At 60.2% G+C, this 22,402-nt stretch carries 17 protein-coding genes; 13 read left to right on the top strand and 4 right to left on the bottom strand.

From position 1 onward, the window contains the following. The first annotated feature begins 494 nt into the window (after positions 1-494). The 7 genes from ACOOHD_RS13395 (at position 495) to htpG (ending at position 9,531) form a co-directional block, all read left to right on the top strand. Entirely contained in the window at positions 495-2,192 is a 1,698-nt protein-coding gene (locus tag ACOOHD_RS13395) for a DUF6089 family protein (protein ID WP_420458389.1), read from the top strand. Between the two features lie 132 nt (positions 2,193-2,324). Next, positions 2,325-3,257, top strand: a complete 933-nt coding sequence (locus tag ACOOHD_RS13390; protein ID WP_420458388.1) for a tetratricopeptide repeat protein — start codon at positions 2,325-2,327, stop codon at positions 3,255-3,257. A 62-nt stretch (positions 3,258-3,319) separates the two neighbouring features. Next, the gene (locus ACOOHD_RS13385; protein WP_420458387.1) at positions 3,320-5,254 is read left to right on the top strand and encodes an OmpA family protein; all 1,935 of its coding nucleotides are present in this window, start codon (positions 3,320-3,322) and stop codon (positions 5,252-5,254) included. Between the two features lie 15 nt (positions 5,255-5,269). After that, a complete protein-coding gene (locus ACOOHD_RS13380; protein WP_420458386.1) occupies positions 5,270-5,950 on the top strand; it encodes a hypothetical protein in 681 nt (226 codons plus the stop codon). Continuing rightward, positions 5,950-6,930, top strand: a complete 981-nt coding sequence (locus ACOOHD_RS13375; RefSeq protein WP_420458385.1) for a succinylglutamate desuccinylase/aspartoacylase family protein — start codon at positions 5,950-5,952, stop codon at positions 6,928-6,930. The genes ACOOHD_RS13380 and ACOOHD_RS13375 overlap by 1 nt, the downstream gene beginning before the upstream one ends. Positions 6,931-6,940: 10 nt before the next feature. Next, positions 6,941-7,522 (top strand): nicotinate (nicotinamide) nucleotide adenylyltransferase, encoded by a 582-nt coding sequence (gene nadD, locus ACOOHD_RS13370; protein ID WP_420458384.1) that lies wholly within the window; start codon positions 6,941-6,943, stop codon positions 7,520-7,522. Positions 7,523-7,644: 122 nt separating this feature from the next. Beyond that, positions 7,645-9,531, top strand: coding sequence for a molecular chaperone HtpG (htpG, locus tag ACOOHD_RS13365; protein ID WP_420458383.1), 1,887 nt, complete (start codon positions 7,645-7,647; stop codon positions 9,529-9,531). Here the strand turns inward: htpG and ACOOHD_RS13360 are convergent. Beyond that, a complete protein-coding gene (locus ACOOHD_RS13360) occupies positions 9,503-10,111 on the bottom strand; it encodes a VOC family protein (protein ID WP_420458382.1) in 609 nt (202 codons plus the stop codon). The two genes, htpG and ACOOHD_RS13360, sit on opposite strands and share 29 nt — an antisense overlap. Before the next feature lie 74 nt (positions 10,112-10,185). On the opposite strand from ACOOHD_RS13360, the gene ACOOHD_RS13355 reads away from it, so the two are divergent. From ACOOHD_RS13355 to ACOOHD_RS13345, 3 genes are all read left to right on the top strand, one after another. Next, the gene (locus tag ACOOHD_RS13355; protein ID WP_420458381.1) at positions 10,186-10,785 is read left to right on the top strand and encodes a hypothetical protein; all 600 of its coding nucleotides are present in this window, start codon (positions 10,186-10,188) and stop codon (positions 10,783-10,785) included. Positions 10,786-10,944: 159 nt separating this feature from the next. Continuing rightward, positions 10,945-12,456, top strand: a complete 1,512-nt coding sequence (locus tag ACOOHD_RS13350) for an SUMF1/EgtB/PvdO family nonheme iron enzyme (RefSeq protein ID WP_420458380.1) — start codon at positions 10,945-10,947, stop codon at positions 12,454-12,456. Between the two features lie 87 nt (positions 12,457-12,543). Beyond that, a complete protein-coding gene (locus ACOOHD_RS13345) occupies positions 12,544-13,866 on the top strand; it encodes a UDP-N-acetylmuramoyl-tripeptide--D-alanyl-D-alanine ligase (RefSeq protein ID WP_420458379.1) in 1,323 nt (440 codons plus the stop codon). 7 nt (positions 13,867-13,873) lie between these two features. Here ACOOHD_RS13345 and ACOOHD_RS13340 read toward each other — a convergent pair whose 3' ends face one another. Then, on the bottom strand, positions 13,874-15,736 hold the full coding sequence (locus ACOOHD_RS13340; protein WP_420458378.1) for a cation:proton antiporter: 1,863 nt from the start codon (positions 15,734-15,736) through the stop codon (positions 13,874-13,876). Positions 15,737-15,902: 166 nt separating this feature from the next. On the opposite strand from ACOOHD_RS13340, the gene ACOOHD_RS13335 reads away from it, so the two are divergent. From ACOOHD_RS13335 to ppgK, 3 genes are read left to right on the top strand one after another with little or no spacing between them, the layout of a single operon-like run. After that, entirely contained in the window at positions 15,903-16,193 is a 291-nt protein-coding gene (locus ACOOHD_RS13335) for a hypothetical protein (protein ID WP_420458377.1), read from the top strand. A gap of 8 nt (positions 16,194-16,201) precedes the next feature. Next, a complete protein-coding gene (locus ACOOHD_RS13330; RefSeq protein ID WP_420458376.1) occupies positions 16,202-17,077 on the top strand; it encodes a peptidylprolyl isomerase in 876 nt (291 codons plus the stop codon). Between the two features lie 54 nt (positions 17,078-17,131). Then, entirely contained in the window at positions 17,132-17,911 is a 780-nt protein-coding gene (gene ppgK, locus ACOOHD_RS13325) for a polyphosphate--glucose phosphotransferase (RefSeq protein WP_420458375.1), read from the top strand. 149 nt (positions 17,912-18,060) lie between these two features. On the opposite strand, the gene cysS is transcribed toward ppgK, so the two are convergent. Next, on the bottom strand, positions 18,061-19,557 hold the full coding sequence (gene cysS / locus ACOOHD_RS13320; RefSeq protein WP_420458374.1) for a cysteine--tRNA ligase: 1,497 nt from the start codon (positions 19,555-19,557) through the stop codon (positions 18,061-18,063). Next, on the bottom strand, positions 19,526-21,529 hold the full coding sequence (locus ACOOHD_RS13315; protein WP_420458373.1) for a CHAT domain-containing protein: 2,004 nt from the start codon (positions 21,527-21,529) through the stop codon (positions 19,526-19,528). The genes cysS and ACOOHD_RS13315 overlap by 32 nt, the downstream gene beginning before the upstream one ends. Positions 21,530-22,402: the final 873 nt, after the last annotated feature.

Here is a 22,402-nt window from a genome sequence, read left to right as displayed (position 1 = left end):
GGCTACTGTTTTCGCATCACCTTTGCCGGGGTTAAGTTGGAGCGTTCCTACGCCATGGTGCGGGGCTTTCTGACCGAGCACGGCTACGGGGAGCTTCCCCTACCGGCGGATGTGGCGGAGCTGCGGGCCTTTCGCCTTCCCCCCAAGTTGCGACACCAACTTTCTCTCTTTGGGGAGGATGGCTACGTGCACAACCCCTTAAAGATCCTTTTTCCCCCTAAAGATGGCAAACGTGGCAGTCTCCTGCTCGAGCTCTACCACGAGCGAGCGCCGAATCACCTACTGCGGTTTCACCAAAGATGTTACTGAGGCGTAGGGTGAAAGTGTGCAATTCACACAATTACTAACTCCGTAATGGGTTTAAGCCCTAAAATTGCACCCTTAAACTTACGAACCCGAACAAAAAGGGGACGTAAGCGATAAACCGTTAAATACCCCAAACCAACTTCGGGGACCATTACCTAGCACACAACCAAACGTCAAACCCGCACTATATGCTTAAGCAACTACTCTTCGTTTTCGCGGTCCTCACTAGTATAACCGTGTACGGCCAGGATAGCCTGGTCACCACCAACCTCCCCCTAAGCACCGAGACGCCCGAAAGCCCCTACCCCTGGGAGTTCGGCCTTAAGTTGGGAGGAAGCGCACTGGCTGGAGATCTTACCGATAACAGCTTTCCCTCCTTCGATCAAATCAGTCCCGCCGGGGCCGTCTTTCTCCGCCGCCGCCTGGGCAATGTCTTCTCCCTGCGCCTGCAACTGATGTACGGCATTCTACAAAACAATTCGGATAAGGCCGAAGACCAAGCGATTCAGGCTCTTGATGCCCAGATCGAGTCGTCCGTACTCGAGCCCAGCCTCAGTCTCGATATCGAGCCTTTCTTCAGCAGCCGCTTCAGTGATGACTTTACCTTCCGCCCGGGTATCTCGCCCTACCTCAGCGTAGGCCTGGGTTACGGTATCTGGGGCGACAGCCCGGTAGAATACGGTGCCGGTACCAGTGCCGATCCCGCGCTGGTCGATAGAGATGTCGCCGACCGCGAAGATGAGACCGGCAGTGTTGTATTTCCGGTAGGCGCTGGACTACGCTACTACCTCTCGCCCAAGTCTAGCCTGGGTATTGAATACCGGGTACGGTTTTCCGGCTCTGATCTCATTGACGGTGTTTCTAGCGTAATCGGTAATTCCAATGAAGGTGATAAATACAATTTTATCGGTCTGACCTACGCGGCTGGCTTCGGCGCCCGCGACGCTGACCGTGATGGTATCCCCGACGAGAGCGATGAATGCCCCACCCAGCCCGGCCCCGAGAACACCAACGGCTGTCCTGACGCGGACGGTGATGGAGTGGCCGATAAGGACGACGAGTGCCCCAACGAGCCCGGCGTAGCTAACCTCAACGGTTGCCCCGACGGCGACAGTGACGGCGTAGCCGATAAGGACGACGACTGTCCTACCGAGCCCGGTACCGCGGCCACCAACGGTTGCCCCGACGGCGACGGTGATGGCGTAGCCGATAAGGATGATGAATGCCCCGATGAGGCCGGCCTGGCTAGCCTGAACGGTTGCCCCGACGGCGACGGTGATGGCATTGCCGACAAGGACGACGAGTGCCCCGCCGAGGCCGGCCCCGCCGCCACCAATGGCTGCCCCGACCGCGACGGTGACGGCATCGCCGATAAGGACGACGAGTGCCCCGATGAGGCCGGTGTTGCCGAGCGCAACGGCTGTCCGCTGCCGAATGACCGTCCTGAGAACCTACAGGAGCGTATTACCCGCTACGGTCAGCTCCTCGAAGGGCAGGACTTCCAGCACATCCGCATCGACTCGATCAACGGTACGATCATGATCGACCGCATCTTCTTCCCCACGGATGTGTCTAGCCTCAACCGCCCCGACCGGGTGATCATCGAGGAGATCGACCGCTTCCTGGCTCTGCCCGGTGCCGAAGACTTCGAAATCCGTTACGAGGGTCACGCCGACCGGCGGGCTTCGGATGAGTACAACCAGGGCCTGAGTGAGCGCCGTGCCACTTCGGCCAGTGACTACTCCGAGCAGCAGGGTGCCGATCCGGCTAACCTGAGTACGATCGGCTTCGGTGAAAAGCAGCCCGTTGGGGCTACGCTGCGGGAAAACCGGGTCGTCATTCCGGTTGCCACCGAGCCTACCCGGATGATCAATCTGCGCAACTAAGCGCTAGCGACCCATCGGTTTTGCGAAAAGAGGGTGCCTCCAGTGTGGAGGCACCCTCTTTTCATTAGAATATCCGCACCTTTGCGCTCAGGCCTCAGTTGAAAATAAGGGGGGACAAGAAGCAGCAGGGAAATGTCTGAGTACAAAGTCATCATCGCGGGGCAGTTAGAGTTTGGCTCCCGCCGGGCGTTCAGTCAGGTTATGGAGCAGTACGCCCACCGGATGGAAAATTATTACAAAAACGACATCCTCCTAAAGCCCGAAACGATCTTCAAAGAGGAAGAACTTACCCTGGACGTACCCCGCACCGTACTACCGAGCACCGAGCGCCTCTGGCTCAACACCCTCAATCTGTTGGAGCGCGTAGTGACCTTCAGCATCGCCGGTAGCCTTAACCTCTGGCGCCTCGATGCCGGGGTCATGATCGACCACCACCAGCTCGAGCCCAAGAGCGACCGCACCACCGTGCAACTCTTCAACCACGGTCGTGAGCTGGTCGACCAGCGCGACAACGAGCAGGAGGCCCTGAAATTGATGACTAAGGTCGTCAGTCGCTTCGAGCGCCACGCCCAGGCCTACGAGCGGCGGGGCTTCATCAATTACCGACTCGGCAACGACAAGGATGCCCATTACGATTATTCCAAGAGCATCTCCATCAACCCCCTAATGCCCGAGAGCTACTACGGCAGGGGACTGGTCAACCTGCGCCTAAATGACGTGCCCGCCGCGGCCGCCGACTTTGAAGCCGTGACCAAAAACAGTATTCCCCACCAGTCCATCTACTGGATGGCCCAGGTGGCCCTCGGCGATGCCTACCTCCAACTCGGCCAACCCACGGATGCCATGCGCGCCTACGGCATGTTCACCAAGCGCAAGCAGCGAATTGCTAGCCTGGACCGCTACGACCGCCGGGTAGCCTTCCAGCTCGGAGAGCTGTATCTACAGGCCGGACGTAAGACGGACGCTATCATAGCCCTGGAGCGCGCCTTAGCATCCCCCCCCGATCACAAGGCCCCGGAGGAAACCACGATTCGCAACCTGCTCGACACGGCCCGTACGGCCTAGCTTCCGACGTACGATCCGGACACTTACTTCGTTGCACCTACCGTACGCGTCTACCGTCCATCATGCCTCCCTTCTGCCTACGCCTCCTAGGTGCATTGCTGCTCTGTTCCCTCGCCGTGCCGCTATCGGCTCAGGCAGGTCAGGAGCTTAAGCGCCGCGACCTGGAGGAGCTGACGGCCGTGCAGTCGCTGATGACTCTCCAGCGCTTTGACGACGCTACAGTACGCCTCGCCAAACTGATCAAGAAGTATCCGAAGGTAGCCGAGCTCCACTTTCTTGATGGGGAAATCGACCAGTATCAGCACCGCTACCCGGAGGCCATTGCCGCCATCACCCGGGGGATCAACCTCGATGGGGGGAAGACGGACCGGGCCTACCGCATGCTGGGTGACATCTATACCCAGGCGGGGGAGTACGCCGCCGCGCTCCAACAGTACGAAGCCTATCTCGCCGCGGCCCGTAGCGGGGGGCGTACCTCGACCATCGAAGCAGCCCGCAAGCTGGTCACGCAGGCACGTACCGTAGCCGAGTTGGCCGCTCATCCCTATCCCTTCGCTCCTACACCGCTCGGCCCCGGTGTCAATACCCCTACTAGTCTGGAGTATTTTCCTAGTCTCAGCGTGGATGGACAGCGCCTGATCTTTACCCGCCGCGTAGACCGCCGACAGGAAGATTTTTACGAGAGCACTAGGCAGCCGGACGGAACTTGGGCTACCGCCGTCCCCCTTACGGGGGTAAACACCAGCCTGAACGAGGGGGCACAGAGCATCACCGCAGACGGTAACTACCTGGTCTTTACCGGCTGCGGACGGCGGGAGGGGATGGGGGGCTGCGACCTTTATGGTAGTACCCGGGTAGGGGGCCGCTGGACCGAGGCGGTCAACCTGGGTCCTATGATCAACACCCGCTTCTCCGAGAGCCAGCCTAGTCTCTCCCAGGATGGGAGCCTCCTGTTCTTCGCCAGCAACCGGGAGGGCGGACTGGGGCAGGACGACCTCTACGTAGCCGGTCGGCAGCCCGGCGGAGGGTGGAGTAAACCGGTCAACCTGGGCCCCGGCGTCAACACTGCGGCCAACGACCGCTACCCCTTCTGGGCAGCGGACAACAAGACGCTCTACTTCACCACCAGCGGGCGGGCGGGCATGGGCGGGGCGGACCTGTTCAAAACTACCCTCAGTGAGTCCAATCAGTGGCAGCCACCCGTCAACCTGGGTTATCCCATTAACACCCCCGGCGAGGAGACCAACCTGTTCATCGCCCTCGACGGCAAGTCGGCCTACTTCAGTAAGGGCGTAGCCGACGACATCGACATCTACACCTTCGAGCTGCCCGAGACCCTGCGACCGGTGGCGGCCACCTACGTAGAAGTCACGGTGATCGACGACCGGACGGAGCAGCCCCTGGTAGCCGATGTCCGATTACAGCCCCAGACACCGGGCAGCAGGGTCACGGTGCGTGCCACGGATAGCGACGGGCACTATCTCACGGTGTTACCGATCGGTCTGGAGTACGGATTCACGGTGGAAAAATCGGGCTACTTGTTCTACTCCAATCATTTTTCTCTCACCGACACCTTTTCCGTTACCCAACCCTTCAAACTAGAGATCCGCCTCCAGCCCGTGGAGGAACTTGCCGAGGCGCCCGAAGCCGAGGCAGACGGGGCCATTGTACTGCGAAATGTATTTTTCGAGACAGGCAGTGACGAGCTGGTCGGGCTTTCCACCGAGGAGCTGGACCGGCTCGCCACCCTGCTGCGCGACCAGCCCGACGTCTCCGTAGAGATCGCCGGCCACACCGACGACGTAGGTAGCGAAACGGCCAACCAGGCCCTAAGCGAGCGGCGGGCCCGTCGCGTAAAGGCTTACCTGGAAAGCCAGGGCATCGCCGCCGTACGCATCACGGCGGTAGGCTACGGAGAGAGCCGTCCCGTAGCCCCCAACACCACCGAAGAGGGACGGGCCGGCAACCGCCGTACGACCTTCCGCTTGATCTTTTAGTCCTACTTTTGCGGTATGCCCGATGACGCCCTGGCCGCACCTTCCCGCCCCTGGCCGGCCCTAGTGGTGAGTGCGCTGTTTCATCCACTCCTACTGCCGACCTACATTTTTCTTCTGCTGGTGGGGATCAACCCCTACCTTTTCGGCACTACGGAGCTGGGGGACTCACGCGCCATGGGTAATTTGATCCTGATCTTTCTGGACACCTTCGTGATTCCGGTAATCGCCGTATTCATCATGGCCCGCCTCAACATGATTAACAGTATGATGATGGAGGAGAAGTCCGAACGTATCGGGCCGCTGCTGCTCGTCATGGTGCTCTACTTTTGGATCTACTGGAACTTCAACAAGGGCAACGAGATGCCGACCCTCTTCAATTCCTTCATGCTGGGGGTGGTGATCGCCCTGGTGGTGGCCTTCGTCATCAACCTACTGGATAAGATCAGTCTGCACGCTACGGGGATGGGCGGACTCGTGGCGGTGAGCATCATCCTGCTGGGTGCATTCGGAGCGAACAGTGTCTCGCTGGGCGACTGGCTGGTGGGGCCCCGCCTAGTGGTCGTGCTGACGGTGCTGCTGGCGGGATTGGTGGGTACGGCACGACTAGCACTCGGTGCCCACGATCGGCTCCAGCTCTACGTAGGCTATTCGCTGGGTTTCGTTGCGCAGTTTGTCGCCCTTAAGTTCTATTACTGATGCAGCGAAGGAGCGAGCGCCAGGGTAGCCGGGGGCTGGGAGAATCCCCGCGGGTGATTGGTCACTATATCGGTGAGGAGCGGGGACCGCTCGTCGTAGCCATCGGCGGTATCCACGGCAACGAGCCGGCCGGTGTACTAGCCCTGGAGCAGCTCTTCGACCTCCTGCGGGAGGAGCCCCTCGTCAATCCGGGCTTCAGCTTTCGGGGGGAACTACTCGCCCTACGGGGTAACCTGGCCGCTCTGCGCAGCGGTCACCGCTATATCGACACCGACCTGAACCGTATCTGGAACCCCGGTACTCGGCGCGAGCAGGCCACCTCCGAAGACCGGGAGCTCGACGGACTACTGGCCGCCATCGCCCACGCCCTCGACGAGACCCCGGCCAGCGAGCTCATCCTGCTCGATCTGCACACCACCACGGCCGCGGGGGGAGTATTTGCCGTTACCGGCGATGACCGTCCTAGTCTGCTGCTAGCCACCGAGCTTGGCGTACCGGTCATCAAGGGCATGCTTAGCAACCTACAGGGTACCACACTGAGCTACTTCCGGGGCGGGGAGTTCGACTTTGAGCAACCGAGCCGGGCCATCACCTTCGAGGCTGGCGCGCATACCGATCCAACCTCCGTGGAGCGGGCCCTGGCCGCTACCGTCAATCTGCTGCGCTCCGTAGGCTGCGTGCGTACCGAAGACGTCAGTACCCACCACGAGGAGACCCTGCGCCGGGCCGCCGCGGGTGCCCCCCCTTTACTGGAATTAGCCTACGTACATCGCATCGACCGCTCCGACCGGGAGGATTTCGCCATGCGGCCGGGGTACGCAAACTTTCAGCCGGTATCGGAGGGAACGGTACTGGCCGATGATGCCAGCGGACCCCTGGCCGCGCCCTGCTCCGGCTACCTACTAATGCCGCTGTACCAGGAACAGGGTGAGGAAGGGTTTTTCATCGTGGTCCCCTATGCTTCCCCTTCCGGCTACTAAGCAATCCCCTATGACCCGAAGGCAGATCGGTCTCTTTTTCGGTTCCTTCAATCCGGTACACATCGGGCACATGATCCTGGCCAACTTCATGGCTACCCAGACCACCCTCGATGAGGTCTGGCTGGTGGTGAGTCCCCAGAATCCCTTCAAAAGCAGCGGCAGTCTGGCCCGCGATCACGACCGCCTCCACCTCGTGGAACTAGCCATCGGTGATACCCCCCGCCTAAAGGCCAGCCGCGTGGAGTTCGACCTTCCCAAGCCCTCCTACACCATCGACACCCTGGCCGTACTAGGCGATAAGTACCGCGATTACGACTTCACCCTCATCATGGGCAGTGACAACCTGGCCTCCCTCCATAGGTGGAAGAATGCGAACATCATCCTGCGTGACTACCGTATCCAGGTCTACCGCCGGCCGGGGCAGGAGGGCGGCGAGCTCGCCACTCACCCCAGCGTGACGGTGTACGACGCGCCGCTGATGCACCTTTCGGCTACCTACGTGCGGGCGTGTATTAAAGGGGGGCACAGCATCCGGTATTTGGTGCCCGATGCGGTGGCGGAGGAGCTGGAAAAGTCAGGGCTGTACCGGTAGTACAATGCTGCCTCCCCCGATAGCTATCGGGGGAGACCGCATTGTACTACAGCCACCCGACAAAATGACAGCGGCAGCCGCCTGGAATACATCTTGTGCTCCGACCCCCAAAATCAGCTACCATGCAGAAAGGAAACATATCCGTACAAACGGAAAATATCTTCCCCATCATTAAGAAATTCCTGTACTCCGATCAGGAAATCTTCCTACGGGAATTAGTCTCTAATGCCACCGACGCCACCAGTAAACTGGCTACCCTAGCCCGCAAAGGAGAGGCCAAGGGGGATTACAGCGACAAGACCATCGACATCATGGTCGATCAGGAGGCCGGCACCCTCACCATCCGCGACCGCGGCATCGGTATGACCGAAGAAGAGGTGAAGAAGTACCTCAACCAGGTAGCCCTCTCCTCCGCCCAGGAATTCGTTGATAAGTATCAGGACGATGCCTCCATTATCGGGCATTTCGGACTCGGCTTCTACTCCGCCTTCATGGTGGCCGATAAGGTAGAAGTAGTCACGAAGAGCTATCGGGAGGATGCCCAGGCCGTACGCTGGGTCTGCGAGGGCGACCCCAGTTACGAGATCGGCGAGGCGGAGCGCGACATGCAGGGTACCGACGTTATCCTGCACATCGGCGAAGACAGCAAGCAGTACCTCGAAGAAGACGAGATCGAAGCCCTGCTGCTCAAGTACTGCCGCTTCCTGCCCTACCCCATCCGCTTCGGCACTAAAACCGAGACTGAGTACAAAGAATTTGAGGGCGAGGTAGCCGAGGGTGAGGAGAAGCCCGAGCCCGAGCAGATCGAGACCGAGGTCGATAACATCATCAATAATACCGACCCACTCTGGAAGAAGTCCCCGAACGATCTGACCGACGAGGACTATAAGGCCTTCTACCGCGAGCTCTACCCCATGGGCGAGCCGCCGATGTTCTGGATCCACCTCAACATCGACTACCCCTTCCACCTCACGGGTATCCTCTACTTCCCCAAGGTATCCGGCAAACTGGAGTTACAGCGCAACAAGATTCAGCTGTACAGCAACCAGGTCTACGTCACGGACAACGTCACCGATATCGTCCCCGAGTTCCTGACCCTGTTGCATGGCGTCATCGACTCCCCCGATATTCCTCTTAACGTATCGCGTAGCTACCTCCAGGCCGATACCAACGTTAAGAAAATCACCGGCTACATTACCAAGAAGGTAGCCGAGAAGCTCAATAGCCTCTTCAGGGAGGATCGCCAGTCCTACGAGGAGAAGTGGCCCGACCTGGGTGTCTTCGTCAAGTACGGCATGGTCAGCGAGGAGAAATTCTACGACCGCGCCGTCAAGTTCGCTCTGTTGGAAAATACCGAGGGCAAGTACTTCACCGTCGACGAATACCGCGAGCGCATCAAGGACCAGCAAACCGATAAGTACGACCGCCTGGTCGGCATCTACACCGCCGACGCTACCCGCCAGCATACCCTCGTTGAGGCCGTGCGCGAACGCGGCTACGACGTCCTCAAGCTGGAGCACGCCATCGACGCCCCCACCATCCAGACCCTGGAGCAGAAGGAGGATAAGCTCACCTTCGTCCGCGTCGACTCCGCCACCCCCGACCAACTCGTGCAGAAGGACGAGGAGAAGGAAAACCTACTCGACGATACCCAGCGGGAAACCGTCAGCAAGGTATTCTCCGACGTAGTCGGTAAAGCTGGCACCGTGGAGGTCAAGCCGCTCGACGTACAGGATGCTCCCGTACAGATCGTCCGCAACGAGTTCATGCGCCGCATGAAGGAAATGCAGATGCTACAGGGCATGGACTCCAGTATGTTTCCCGATAGCTACCAGGTCGTGGTCAATGCCAACAACCCCCTGATCAAGGAGCGCCTACTGGAGGTGGAGGATGAGTCCACCCGCAGCGATAATGCGACCTACCTCTACCAACTCGCCCAGCTGAGCCAGCAGTTGCTGACCGGTGCTGAGCTGAAGGCCTTCATCGAGCGGTCTTTGAAGATGATGTAATCCTCATCAACCCCCGTGGCCCACGTAATGTAGCCTCTATTCTCGGTTCGGCAGCTGATACTGCCCGCCAGGGTACGCCATACCGTTCCAGGTATGCATTGACGGCCTCAGCATCCGGGCAGGACAGTCGCAATTCCACCAGCTCCACCCCCACCTCCGGAAGAGTTTCCGCGGGGTGGGTGGGGGAGCCGGACCAGTCGATGAGAAAAGGGCGCACCACCGTAGCCGGCGCCGTACCCGGGTCGGTTAGTTGCCACCTAAGCTCACGGCCATCGGGGAGCTGACGGGTGCTGGTCTGCCAGTCGCGTTCCGCAAAGGAGGTTGCACCGGCGTGTACCGCCCACCTGCTCAGACGGGGAAGCGTGCCGAGGTCGATGCCCATCCACCGGGGGGGAAGAATAGGCGTGTCCGGATCAACGGCTAATACCTCCAGGTAACTGCGGGGGCCCAGGCGCAAGAGTACGTTATGCGTGCCGTGGATCACGTGCCGTCCGCCGGGGGAAAGGGGCAGTCCCAGGGTGGCAAAGTGGGCCACGGCGGCCTCCAGGTCGGCCACAACGTACACGAGGTGGTCTAACATACGACAAACATACGGGCTATGTACTAACTTCGCCCGCTCCCGAGCGGACTGGACTATCCCCGAAACTGAAGCGTATGCGTTTGTATTTTTTTGTGCTGTTTGTGTGCCTGTCGGCGACGTTGCCGGCCCAGAAATATGGTAACCCCGCGCTGGGCCAGGACGTGCCCCTACAACTCCAGTTCGATACCGTGATCCAGGTCTCGAACCGCTACCGCGAGCGGGGTAGTGAGTTTCGGGTGGTACGCCGGGAGTACCTGGATAACTTTATGCAAAACGTCAGCGACTCCCTCTCGCAGTACCCCCGGGAGATCGAGCGGCTGGAGGAAGAAAAGGCGGCACTGCAGCAGCAGATTGACGCTACGGCCTCCGAGGTCAGCGACCGCGACGCCACCATCGCCGAGCTCAACGAGGAGCGCGACAGTGTAAGTTTACTGGGCATGCAGTTCGACAAGGGCACCTACAGCCTCATCATGTGGGCCCTGGTGATCGGCCTGCTCGTAGCCCTACTGGTGGCCCTGGCCAGCACCCGTATTGCCGCGGCCAGCAGCACCGAGTTGAAGTGCGAACGCGACAAACTGGCCGAGGAGCTGGAGCAGAGCCGCAAGAGCCGCCTGACCGTAGAGCAGGACCTGCGCCGTCAGCTACAGGACGAAATCAACCGCCGCAACGCATAAGTCGGGGCGGGGACGCCGGTGCAACCAAAGTTTAAGAAATTGAACACAATAGGGGCCCGAAGTATTCGGTTTTACTAGCCGTAGGTCGGTACACCGCGCACCATCGCCGGGCAACGTTTTTCCGACTCGCTACCTTACTAACTGGACGACCACCACAATATGAATTTGCTAAAACTCCTGCCGTTCTTCTGTCTGGTGCTGCTGCTCGCCGGCTGTAACCGGAACAACGAGCGCAACCGGACCACCAACTGGAAGTACAACGACGAGAAGTGGGGCGGCTACGAGAAGAACCCCGAGTTCGATGGGCAGGAAACGCCCCCGAACATGGTGCTCATCCCCGGAGGCACCTTCGTGATGGGCTACACCGAGGAGGACGTACCCTACGACTGGGATAACATCCCCCGCCGCGTCACCGTAGCCAGCTTCTACATGGACCAGACCGAGATCGCCAACGAGGATTACCTGCTGTACCTCGACTGGACGGCAGACGTTTACTCCGAGTACCCCGAGGTACTCCTGAATGCCCTGCCTGATACACTGGTTTGGCGCGATGAGCTTAGCTTCAACGAGCCCTACGTGACCGGCTACCTACGCCACCCCGCCTACGCCCAACACCCCGTAGTGGGCGTGAGCTGGACCCAGGCCCGCGAATTCTCCAGCTGGCGCACCGACCGTGTCAACGAGGCCATCCTGATCGATAAGGGCATCCAGGAGAGCCGCCCCGACCAGCAGGGAAGCGATGTCTTCGTGACCGATGCCTACCTGGCCGGACAGTACGAAGGCGTAGAGCGCAAGGGCAAAAAGGACATGACCACCGGCGGTACCCGCCCCGTGCGTTTGGCCGACGGCATCCTACAGCCCGACTTCCGCCTGCCCACCGAGGCCGAGTGGGAGTATGCCGCTCTGGCGCTACAGGGCCTACAGGAAAACGAAAAGGACGAGAACTACACCGATCGCCGTATCTACCCCTGGAGCGGTACCAGCCTGCGCTACCAGCGCCACGATAAGAACCAGGGTATGATGTACGCTAACTTTAAGCGGGGTGCGGGTGACTACTCCGGTATCGCCGGTAAGCCCAACGACGGGAGCATGATCACCAGCAACGTTTTCGACAACTTCCCCAATGACTTCGGGCTGTACAATATGGCCGGTAACGTCAACGAGTGGGTCCTGGACCTCTACCGTCCGCTGACCACCCAGACACTCGTCGACGCCGACAACCACGACCTGAATAGCTTCCGCGGTAACGACTTTCAAAACGTGAAGCGCGACCAGGACGGCAGGGCCGTAGAAAAAGACAGCCTCGGCCGCCTGGTCTACGTACCGGTAGAGGACGCCGACGTAGCCAACCGCGACAACTATAACCGCGGACGGGTCTACGACTACCTCGACGGCGATGAGGAGAGTGGTGCCGAGTACGCTACCGATGAGTACACCCTCATCAGCGATAAGGCCCGCGTGTACAAGGGCGGCAGTTGGGCCGACCGCGCCTACTGGCTCAGCCCCGGTACCCGCCGCTACCTCGACCAGGACCGGTCTAGCCGTACGATCGGTTTCCGCTGCGCTATGGTACGGGTAGGCAACAGTTCCGGAGTCGATGACGCACGGGTGAACCGCTTCGGTGCCAAGCCCAACAAACAGAAAAAGAGTCGTCGCCGGTCCCGCCGGTAGGTGACAAACCCCACTGTGTTAACAAATGCCCCGTCTGGTTTCAGGCGGGGCGTTTTGTTTTCGCTACCCGTCGAATAGCTTTGCGCCATGGAGCCAGCCTACGTAGCCCCCGAAGACCTCTACGCTTACTACCTGGAACGGCGCGACGTGCAGATCGATAGCCGGCGGGTGCGCAAGGGCAGCATCTTTTTTGCCCTACGGGGCGCGACGGACGGTAACCGGTACGCCGCCGCCGCCCTAGCCGCCGGGGCCGCCTACGCCGTAGTGGATGCATCGGAGGTCGTAGTCGCGGGGGATAACCGCTACCTGCTGGTAGCCGATAGCCTACGTAGCCTCCAGCAGCTCGCCACCCGCCACCGCAGCGAGTACCGCATGCCGGTGCTGGCCATCACGGGCAGCAACGGAAAAACGACCACCAAGGAGCTCATCGCCGCGGTGATGTCGCAGCAGTACAGCGTCCATGCCACCCCCGGTAACTACAACAACCACGTCGGACTGCCGCTGACGATCCTGGGGATGCCGGATGCCACCGAGTTCCTGATCTTGGAAATGGGGGCAAACCACCAGGGGGAAATCGCCGAGCTTTGCGAAATCGGCCGGCCCACCCACGGACTGATCACCAATATTGGGGAGGCCCACCTGGAGGGCTTCGGGGGCATCGCGGGGGTGCGCAAGGGAAAGGGAGAGTTGTACGACTTCCTGGCGGCACACGGTGGGGTAGCCTTCGTAAACCGCGACGAGCAGTACCTCCCGGAGATGGTGCAGCGGGTAGAGCGAGTGATCCCGTACTTCAGCAGTGAGTCGCCCTCCCCGCTGGTGCCCGGCATGGAGGTAGGCACCCTGGCCGTGCACCCCACGGTGCGGGTAGCCTTTCTGGACGAGCAGCGGGCCCTGGTCTCTGCCACCACCCAGCTGAGCGGGCAGCATAACCTACAGAACGTGAAGGCGGCCGTGGGGGTAGGAAAGTATTTCAAGGTGAGCGGAGTAGGTATCATCAATGGGCTACGTGACTACCGGCCGCAAAATCACCGCAGCCAGCTGCTGGAGCACCGGGGCGTGTCCTTTTACTGGGACGCGTACAACGCCAATCCGAGCAGTGTGGTGGCCGCACTACAGGGCTTCGCTGCTACCAACAAGCCGCTGGAAAGTGTCATCATTCTAGGGGAGATGCTGGAGCTCGGCGCAGAATCCCCCGCCGCCCACCGCCGGGTGGTACTCCGGGCGGGGCAGGTGGCGCGGACGGTGCTTCTGGTGGGTGAGAAGATGAAAGCGGTGGCCCGGGAGTTCGAGCGCCCCTTCTTCGATGACAGTCGGCAGCTGGCGGATTGGTTCTGGCAGCAGGACTGGTCGGGTAGGCGGGTATTCGTGAAGGGCAGCAGGGGAAATAAGCTGGAGCGGTTGCTGGACTAGGCTGCGATCAGGCGTTGGACGCTTCTAAAGCATCCAACGCCTCCTCCTCGTCCTCCGCCAGTGGCTCACCGATGTAGTACAGCGAATCGCCCGCCGTAACCGAAAGCGGTGCCTCATCAGCCGTGATGAAGGTGATATCACCGTATTCTGCACAGCGCAGGTAAAGCGGAATGGCCTTGGCCTCCCGCAGCTGCGCCAGGATGGTGGTGATTTGCTTCGGGTCGGTGATCTCTACCGCGTTCACCTCCCCGTAGGTGCGTGCCGCCCGATTGAAGAGTAGGTAGCTGGCGTAGTGGCCGAACAGCGCGTCGGGGGCGAAACGCTGGGATTGAATCTCCTTACGGGTCACCAGTCGGTAGGCCCCCCGAATGCCCTCGCGGCTGCGGTAAGTATTGAGCAGGTAGAAGTTGTCCTCGTCGCTGCCGGTGAGGGCCAGGATGTAGCCAATGTCGGTCATGTCCACGTGGCTATCGAGCTCCTCGCTGTCGATGGGTACGGTCACGGCGGTGAGGTTCTGTTCCTCGGCTAAGTCGGCCACCGCCCGGTTGGGGGTGATGAGGGTGACGTCGCGGCCGCTTTCCTGCAACGAGTCTGCCAGTTGCCGCGCCCCCCCGGAGGCCCCGAAGATGAGCACCCCGCTGCCCTTCGGTAGGCTCACCTTAAGCTTACGGGCGATAAGGCCGGCCAGGGTGGCATTCAGCAGCACCGTGCCCAGCACGATGAGAAAGACCAGCGGTGTGATGTACTCCGCATCGACGATACCCTCCTTGGCCAGTTCGATACCGAACAGGGAGGCTACGCCGGCCGCCACGATACCCCGGGGCCCCACCCAACTGATGAAGGCCTTATCCTGCCACGTAAGGTCCGAGCTACGTAGGCTCCAGAATACCCCCAGGGGCCGGGCTACGACGACCACGATCAGGAAAACGGCCAGGCTCTCCTGCGTCAGCACCAGCGTGATCTGGTCGACGGTCATGTTAGCCGAGAGCAGAATGAAGAGCAGCGAGATGAGCAGCAGCGTCAGGCTTTCCTTAAAGTCCAGAATGTCGTGCAGGTAGGGTACCTCGCGGTTGGCCAGGTAGGCCCCCATGACCACCGTAGTGAGCAGCCCGCTCTCGTGGGCGATCGCGTCCGATACCAGGAAGGCCCCCACCACGGCCCCTAGCGTGAAGATGTTGAGCAAGAACTTCGGGATATACAACCGACTGATCAGAAAGTAAAGGACGTGGCCCATGACGAAACCCAGCCCGATGCCCACTAGGCCCGATTGCACGAACTTGATCAATGCCTCGTACACCGTAGCGGCGGGGTCGTAGTAGGCCACGATGAAATTATAGAACAGGACGGCCAGGAAGGCCCCCACGGGGTCAATCACGATACTCTCCCACTTCAGCACCGTGGCCACCTGCCGCTTTACGTTGATCTGCCGCATGATGGGCGCGATCACCGTAGGACCGGTAACGACAATGAGGGTAGAAAAGAGAAAGGCAATTTGCCAATTGAGCCCCATCACGAAGTGAGCGGCCAGTCCGGCCACCACCGTAGTGGTAAAGGCCCCGTAGGTCGTCAGGCGGAAGATGCTATCGGCTAGCCCCCGAATCTCGCGCAGCCGCAGCGTCAGCCCACCCTCAAAGAGGATCAGACCGATGGAGAGGGAAACGAAACTGTACAGCAGGTTACCCGGAAAGAGCCCCGTACCGGCCTCGCTATCGAAGCGGGGGTTCACCAGTCGGTGACCACTGTACCACTCCCAGCCGGGGCCAATCAGGATGCCCGCCAGAATGAGCGGAAGAATGGCCGGTACCCGCAGCCGCCAGGCAATCCACTGGGCTACGACGCCGATGATGATCAGACCTCCAATTTCGTACATGGAAGTAAATTGCTGGGGCGGGGTGAAGTTTAGGCGTTGGACGCTTTAGAAGCGTCCAACGCCTGAAGCGTCCAACGCCTACACGCCCGCCTGATTTCTACTAGGTGAGACAAATTTAAGGCCTATCTTCGCCCACCCCCTTCACCTATTCCCCAACTCCGACCCCTTGACCCGCCAGGAATTCGATGCTTCGCTGACCGAAGCCACGCCGCCCGCGTCCTTCGGCCTAGAGCTAGCCTCCCTCTGGTGGATCAGCAACAACCAGTGGGAGCGCGCCCACAAGCTCATCGACACCGCCACCGGACAGGACAAGGCTTGGGTACACGCCTACCTGCACCGCATCGAGGGTGATGAGGCCAACGCCCGCTACTGGTACCAGCGCTCGGGCCGCGACGTGCCCAACTACGGCCTGAGCAAAGAACGCGACGTACTGCTGGAGTACTTTTTAAGCAAATAGCTGCCATCATGCGCCCGTTTTTTCTTCTCCTACTCGCCCTATCCCTCAGCTACTGCGCCCGGCCCATCGCCAGCTTCTCCCCCGAGACCGCTACGGTAGCCGCCGCCGATACCGTGCGTTTCCGCAACGCCTCGGAGCGGGCCGTAAGCTACCGGTGGGACTTCGGCAACGGGCAGACCAGCACCGAGGCCGACCCCCAGATGCGCTACTACAAGTCCGGAAACTACCCCGTCATACTTACCGCCACCGACGAGCGGGGCCGATCCAAAACGACCACCCAAACCATCAACGTGACCCCACCCACCGAATGCCTCGTACGCATCGAAACGCCCCAGGGCGACATGCTCGCACGCCTCTCTAACCTCACCCCCCAGCACCAGGACAACTTCGTCAAACTGGTCGAGGAGAACTTCTACGATAGCCTGCTTTTCCACCGTGTCATCGACGGCTTCATGATCCAGGGCGGTGACCCCGATAGTAAGGGGGCCTCCGCAAGTGCCCGCCTCGGTAGCGGTGGCCCCGGCTACCAGGTACCCGCCGAGTTCGACCCCTCCCTGGCCCACGTGAAGGGGGCCCTGGCCGCCGCCCGCACCAACAACCCGGAAAAGGCCAGCAGCGGCTCCCAGTTTTACATCGTGCACGGTCGGCCCGTCACCGAGGCCGAGCTCAACCGCCAGGAGGGCCAGACCGGCGTGCGCTACCCCAGTGAGGTGCGTGAGGCGTACCTGAAGAACGGTGGCGTGCCCTTCCTCGATCAGCAGTACACCGTATTCGGGCAGGTGATCGAGGGGCTCGACGTGATCGATAAAATCGCCGCCACCGCCACCGGAGCCGCCGACCGGCCGAAGGAGGACGTGACCATGAAGATCACCCTGGTGCGCTAGGAGCACCCGTCCGCCGTTTTACTATCTTCACCGCTCAAGGAAGAACACAGCGGCATGCAGGAAACCACCATTCTCGGCGTAGACGTAGGCGCTACTGGATTCAAAGGCGGATTGGTCGACGTGACGACCGGCACCATGCTCACCGAGCGCTTTCGTTTCGACACCCCCCAGCCGGCCACCCCGGCCGCCATGGCCTATACCTTTCGTAATCTGATCGACCACTTCGACTACACCGGCGTAGTCGGTGTCGGCTTCCCCGCGGTCGTACACCGCAACGTAGCCGGTAGCGCCTCCAACATCGATAAGGCCTGGATCGGCACCAGCATCTCCGAAACCTTCGGCCGCCTGCGCGACGTGTCCATCTACGCCCTCAACGACGCCGACGCCGCCGGCATCGCTACCATGCACTTCGGCACCGGCCGCTCCCACAAGGAGGAGGGCACGGTAGTGATGATCACCATCGGCACCGGCCTGGGGGGCGCCATGTTCCTCGACGGTCAGCTCATTCCCAACTTCGAGCTCGGCCAGCTCTACCTCAAGGGCATGGATATCATCGCCGAGAAGTACGTGTCCAACAAGATCCGCAAGGACAATAACATGGACTGGAAGACCTTCGGCAAGCGCCTCAATAAGTACCTCACCCACGTCGACTCCATCCTCAACCCCGACCTTATCATCCTCGGCGGCGGCGGCAGCAAGTACTTTCAGGACTATAAAAAGTACATCAAGTGCGCCTGTGAGGTCAAGCCCGCCGAAATGCGCAATACCGCCGGTACGGTAGGTGCGGCCGTATACGCCTACCAGCGGCATAATCGGAAGGTGACGGCGGTTTAGATTTACAATTTACCGTTTACAATTTACCACGTACCATTTGCAGGGATGCTCGCTTCGCTCGTCTCAGTAGGATTGCTGTATCACTACAACGAGCGAAGCAAGCAGAGCCGCAAATGGTAAATTGAACTTGGTAAACTGTACATGATAAATCAAATACTCCAACTAGCCCCCTCCTTCCCATCCTTCACCGTAACGCCTGCCCCCGCCAGCGCATCCCGCAGCCGGTCCGAAAGGCCCCAGTCCTTATCGGCACGGGCCTGCTGCCGGAGATCGAGGACGATCTGCATGACCCGGTCCAGCGCCTCCCGCTCCGCACCTGCGGCCCCGGCCTCGTCCTCTAAGCCCAGTATGGAAAACAGCAGCGTACCCAGCCCGTCGCGAAACTGGACCAACTCTTCCGCCCCCACCTCCTCCAGCGAAAGCTGCCCCCCCTGGAGGGCGTTGATGCGGGTGACCAGCTCGAAGACCCGGGCCAGCGCCCGTGGGGTGTTGAAGTCGTCGTCCATCTCGGCGTAGGCGGCGGCCAGGCCCTCGGTGAGCTCCTTGCCGACCGTGCCGTTCTGGGCACCGCCCTTAGCCTCTAGGGCCTGCAGGTTAGCCCAGGATTCCAGCAGTCTGGCGTAGCCCTTCTTGGCCGCCTGCAGGGCCTCGTCGCTCAGGTCCATCGTGCTACGGTAGTGGCTCTGTAGCATAAAAAAGCGCACGACCATGGGGCTATAACCCTCCGAGACGTGGGGGCTGTCGCCACTGAAGAGTTCTTCCGGCGAGATCGTATTACCGTCCGACTTCGACATCTTGCGGCCGTTCATCAGTAGCATGTTGGTGTGGAGCCAGTAGCGGGCGCCGGCCGCCGATCCGCAGGCGCCTACATTCTGGGCGATCTCGTTCTCGTGGTGGGGAAACTTCAGGTCGTTGCCCCCGCCGTGGATGTCGAACTGCGCTCCTAGGTACTTGGTGCTCATCGCCGAGCACTCCAGGTGCCAGCCGGGGAAGCCCGCGCCCCAGGGACTGTCCCAGCGTAGGATGTGCTCCGGAGATGCATTCATCCAGATGGCAAAGTCACTCGGACTGCGCTTTTCCCCCTGCGCCCGCAGCTCCCGGCTTTCGGCCAGCAGCTCATCGATCCGGCGGCCGCTGAGCTCCCCGTAGCGGTCGTCGTTGGCGGCATTGTAGGTCTCCACGTCGAAGTACACCGAGCCGTTCACCTCGTAGGCGTAGCCGTGATTCAGGATTTCGCGCACCATCTCGATCTGCTCGATGATGTGCCCGGTAGCCCGTGGCTCGATGCTGGGCGGCAGCGCATTCAGGGTGCGCATCACGTCGTGAAACTGGTTGGCGAATTTCTGGGCCACCTCCATGGGTTCGAGTTGCTCCAGGCGGGCGCCGCGGCTCATTCGGTCCTCGCCGTCGTCGGTCAGATGGCCCACGTCGGTGATATTGCGTACGTAGCGCACTTTGTAGCCTTTGGCCAGCAGGTAGCGGTAGATCACGTCGAAGCTCACGAAGGTGCGGCAGTTACCCAGGTGCACGGGGTTGTACACGGTGGGGCCGCAGACGTACATGCCCACGTGGCCCTCCACCAGGGGCTCGAATACTTCTTTTTCCCGGCTCAGGCTATTGTACAGGCGCAGTTCGCTGCTCGGCATGGCTATTTCGTTTGGCCCGCAAAGCTAAGCCGATTCCCGCCGCCACTAGCAGTACAGCGACGGGCAGCCAGTAGGGCGGGGCCGCCGGTGCAGCGTTAGTAGCAAGGGGACCGATACTCCCATGCAGTGATAGTCCGGCCCAGTAGTACGGGTGCGCGTAATCGGCCGAGTGCCGCAACCGCTGCTGCGCGTAGTACAGCGCCTCCTGCCGACCGTCACCCTGCGCCAACCGGTCGTAAAAGTGCCGCACGAGTTCCAGCGTGGCCCGCTCGTCGACCTGCCACAGCGTAGTGAGGGTGGAGTGGGCGCCGGCGGCGGCAAAGGCGGTGGCCAGACTCGCTACGGTTTCCCCGGGGACGGGCTTACCGATGCTGGTTTCGCAGGCCGAGAGCACCACCAGCTCGGCCGATAGGTGTAGGGCGGAGAGCTCGTTGTAGTAGAGCCGTTCGTCGGGGTCACTGGGGCCGCCGGTCTGGGTGAAGGCGACGTAGCTCAGGTTGGGGTTTTCCAGGTCGGCCGAGCCGTGGGTGGAGAGGTGTAGGATGCGGGCACCGGGGGCCAGGGTGGTGAAGTTGGTCCGGTTGGCCTCCCCGTCCACCAGTAGTTCGTGACTGGTATAATGATCGCATACGGCAACTGCTTCCTCGTGGCTCAGGGGTAGTACGGGCAGGGTATTCGGCGCGAACGCAGGTGCAAAGGCTAATAGATCGAGCGAATAGGTATCGGTATGAATTTCCTCCTGCGCTAGGAGGGTGGCGATAGAGTAGCCGAAACTTAGGGGGGCATGGTCCCCCAGGTAATCTACGCTAGCGTAGTGAAGTGCGTGCGTAGTGGCTTGCCCCAGGGGAAGGGCCGCGAAGGGTAGCGCGTGCAGAATACCGTCGGGGATGAGTATGGTAGGCACGGCACTGGCCCGTAGGTCAAGCTTGTCCGCTAGTTGTTGTCCGTCGGTCAGGTAGGAGTGGTCCAGTTCTTCCTGCGCTTGTCCCTGGCGCATCGACTTGCGGCGGTAGGCAGAGCTGGCAATGTCCGTACGCCACTGGATTACGGCCTCGGTCAGTTCGGCTCCGAGGGGGAGCCGTTCGAGGGCGAGTTGTCCGTCTTCGGCTAGTGCGAAGCGGTAGGCGCTGCTGTCGGTGAGGTGGTAGAGGAGGAGTCGGGCGTGGTGCTGGCTGAGATAGTTCAGTAAGCGATCATGGTCTAAGGGTTGGAGGGCGGTCGTATCGTGAATGCCCTGTCGCCGCACTAAACGGTCGAGACGTAAGCGAGCATCCGATAGGGCCGCTTGTAACGTTGAGTCCGTAACGACCTGGCGTTCTAATTTAGCAATTTTGTTCCACAGTTCCGTCTCTACATTTGCAGCCCCGCCCCCACGGTAGCTGCGTAGCAGGTCGTAGGCCCGGGCCCACTCGCTGAACTGGAGGGCTTGCCAGGCCATTTCTTCTTCTCCCTGCTTATAGAGCCTGTAGCATACATCTATAGCATCGTCAAGCAGTGGACGTAGATTGGTACTCAGGCGCTCACGACTTCCCCTGCTACTCACGTCGCGCCGTAGCCGTTCGCGGATTTGGAGTATGGTTTCGTAGTCGCGTAGTGCATCTCGGTAGCGGCCCTGGTCGGCCAGGAAAGCGGCGCGGTCAGTGAGGTGAAGGGCGAGGAGGTCAAGGTTGGCTTCTATCGCTGCCGGCGGGTGTACGACCAGCAGGTCGCTTTCGTAGGTGCCGCTGCTGTCGAGAAGCGCGACGGCGGTATTGAAGAACTTCAGGGCGGGTGCTGGCTTGCCGGAGGCTGCCAGCAGTAGGGCCCGTAGTTTGGCGTTATGAGAGTAGAGGAGGTCGCCGGGGGGGACGTCGGCTTCGGCGATGCGGAGGTGGGTTTCGGCGGCAGGTAGGTTGCCGAGGTGGAGTTGATTACGCGCTAATGAATGGTGGAGGTAGCTAAGTGACTGCTGATCCTCGATTGGTGTAAGCATTAAGGCATGTTGAAGATACTGAAGGGCATCCTGAAAATTATTTGATCGCTCAGCGATGGCTGCTAGAGATTGATAGCAAAGCCCAACTCGGCGGTTGTCTCCTAACCCTTGGTTTATATCTAGGGCTGCGAGCGCGTGGAGTTTAGATTGTTCAAATTGGTCGAGGTACAAAAGTGAGACACTAATATTGTAATACAGCATAGCTGCTTTGTCAGCTGCTATCGAACCATGAGAGTTTTCAAGGATGAACCTTGCACGACGAGCTGCAGCTAATGCCATTTGGCTATCTCCTAGTTCAGAGGCTACCTGTGTAAGTTCGGTTAAAACCGTCTCATAAAGGAAAAAATCCGGCAGGGCAGTTACTTCTAAACGCTCTATCGCAGCATGGAGATAGTAGGCCGCACTATCTAAAGCCCCTTGTTCTATGAGAACTCTAGCGAGATTAACCCGTGATTTTGCTTGCTCGTTGTGAGGTTTCGGAAAGGCGACGTCCCGTACTACAATCGCACCTTGATAGTATTCCTTAGCATCTTCCGACTTAGAAAGGTAATAGGCACAGACGCCCATACGGTGAAGGGCGTATCCACTCAGGCTATCCACCAGCAGACTTCCATCAAATTTCGCGTAAGCAACTTTTCGATAGGCCACTAAAGCTTTTTCAAGGCTGTCGGCAGCATAGAGTGTGTGTGCATACTGTATAAGCTCGATACGGCTTGGTTCCAGTTGGCCGAAGCCTGTTGTGACGCACAGCCACAAGAAAAGGGTGCTTAGCAGTATCTTCAAGACTTTGATAAATAATTAACTGGGTAGATAAACTCAAATGTAACACACCTTTTGCATTAAGCATAAAGTAGAAACGCCTCGCTTATGTGT

The sequence above is a fragment of the Neolewinella sp. genome, assembly GCF_965214665.1.
Lineage (GTDB): Bacteria > Bacteroidota > Bacteroidia > Chitinophagales > Saprospiraceae > Neolewinella.
The sequence above is the reverse complement of the archived record's forward strand: the minus strand, read 5'-3'. Positions and strand labels throughout refer to the sequence as shown.

Excerpts from the sequence above, each read along its gene's own strand:
- ACOOHD_RS13395 (WP_420458389.1), top strand. The coding sequence starts at position 495 with ATGCTTAAGCAACTACTCTTCGTTTTCGCGGTCCTCACTAGTATAACC.
- ACOOHD_RS13390 (WP_420458388.1), top strand. The coding sequence starts at position 2,325 with ATGTCTGAGTACAAAGTCATCATCGCGGGGCAGTTAGAGTTTGGCTCC.
- ACOOHD_RS13385 (WP_420458387.1), top strand. The coding sequence starts at position 3,320 with ATGCCTCCCTTCTGCCTACGCCTCCTAGGTGCATTGCTGCTCTGTTCC.
- ACOOHD_RS13380 (WP_420458386.1), top strand. The coding sequence starts at position 5,270 with ATGCCCGATGACGCCCTGGCCGCACCTTCCCGCCCCTGGCCGGCCCTA.
- ACOOHD_RS13375 (WP_420458385.1), top strand. The coding sequence starts at position 5,950 with ATGCAGCGAAGGAGCGAGCGCCAGGGTAGCCGGGGGCTGGGAGAATCC.
- nadD (WP_420458384.1), top strand. The coding sequence starts at position 6,941 with ATGACCCGAAGGCAGATCGGTCTCTTTTTCGGTTCCTTCAATCCGGTA.
- htpG (WP_420458383.1), top strand. The coding sequence starts at position 7,645 with ATGCAGAAAGGAAACATATCCGTACAAACGGAAAATATCTTCCCCATC.
- ACOOHD_RS13360 (WP_420458382.1), bottom strand. The coding sequence starts at position 10,111 with ATGTTAGACCACCTCGTGTACGTTGTGGCCGACCTGGAGGCCGCCGTG.
- ACOOHD_RS13355 (WP_420458381.1), top strand. The coding sequence starts at position 10,186 with ATGCGTTTGTATTTTTTTGTGCTGTTTGTGTGCCTGTCGGCGACGTTG.
- ACOOHD_RS13350 (WP_420458380.1), top strand. The coding sequence starts at position 10,945 with ATGAATTTGCTAAAACTCCTGCCGTTCTTCTGTCTGGTGCTGCTGCTC.
- ACOOHD_RS13345 (WP_420458379.1), top strand. The coding sequence starts at position 12,544 with ATGGAGCCAGCCTACGTAGCCCCCGAAGACCTCTACGCTTACTACCTG.
- ACOOHD_RS13340 (WP_420458378.1), bottom strand. The coding sequence starts at position 15,736 with ATGTACGAAATTGGAGGTCTGATCATCATCGGCGTCGTAGCCCAGTGG.
- ACOOHD_RS13330 (WP_420458376.1), top strand. The coding sequence starts at position 16,202 with ATGCGCCCGTTTTTTCTTCTCCTACTCGCCCTATCCCTCAGCTACTGC.
- ppgK (WP_420458375.1), top strand. The coding sequence starts at position 17,132 with ATGCAGGAAACCACCATTCTCGGCGTAGACGTAGGCGCTACTGGATTC.
- cysS (WP_420458374.1), bottom strand. The coding sequence starts at position 19,557 with ATGCCGAGCAGCGAACTGCGCCTGTACAATAGCCTGAGCCGGGAAAAA.
- ACOOHD_RS13315 (WP_420458373.1), bottom strand. The coding sequence starts at position 21,529 with ATGCTTACACCAATCGAGGATCAGCAGTCACTTAGCTACCTCCACCAT.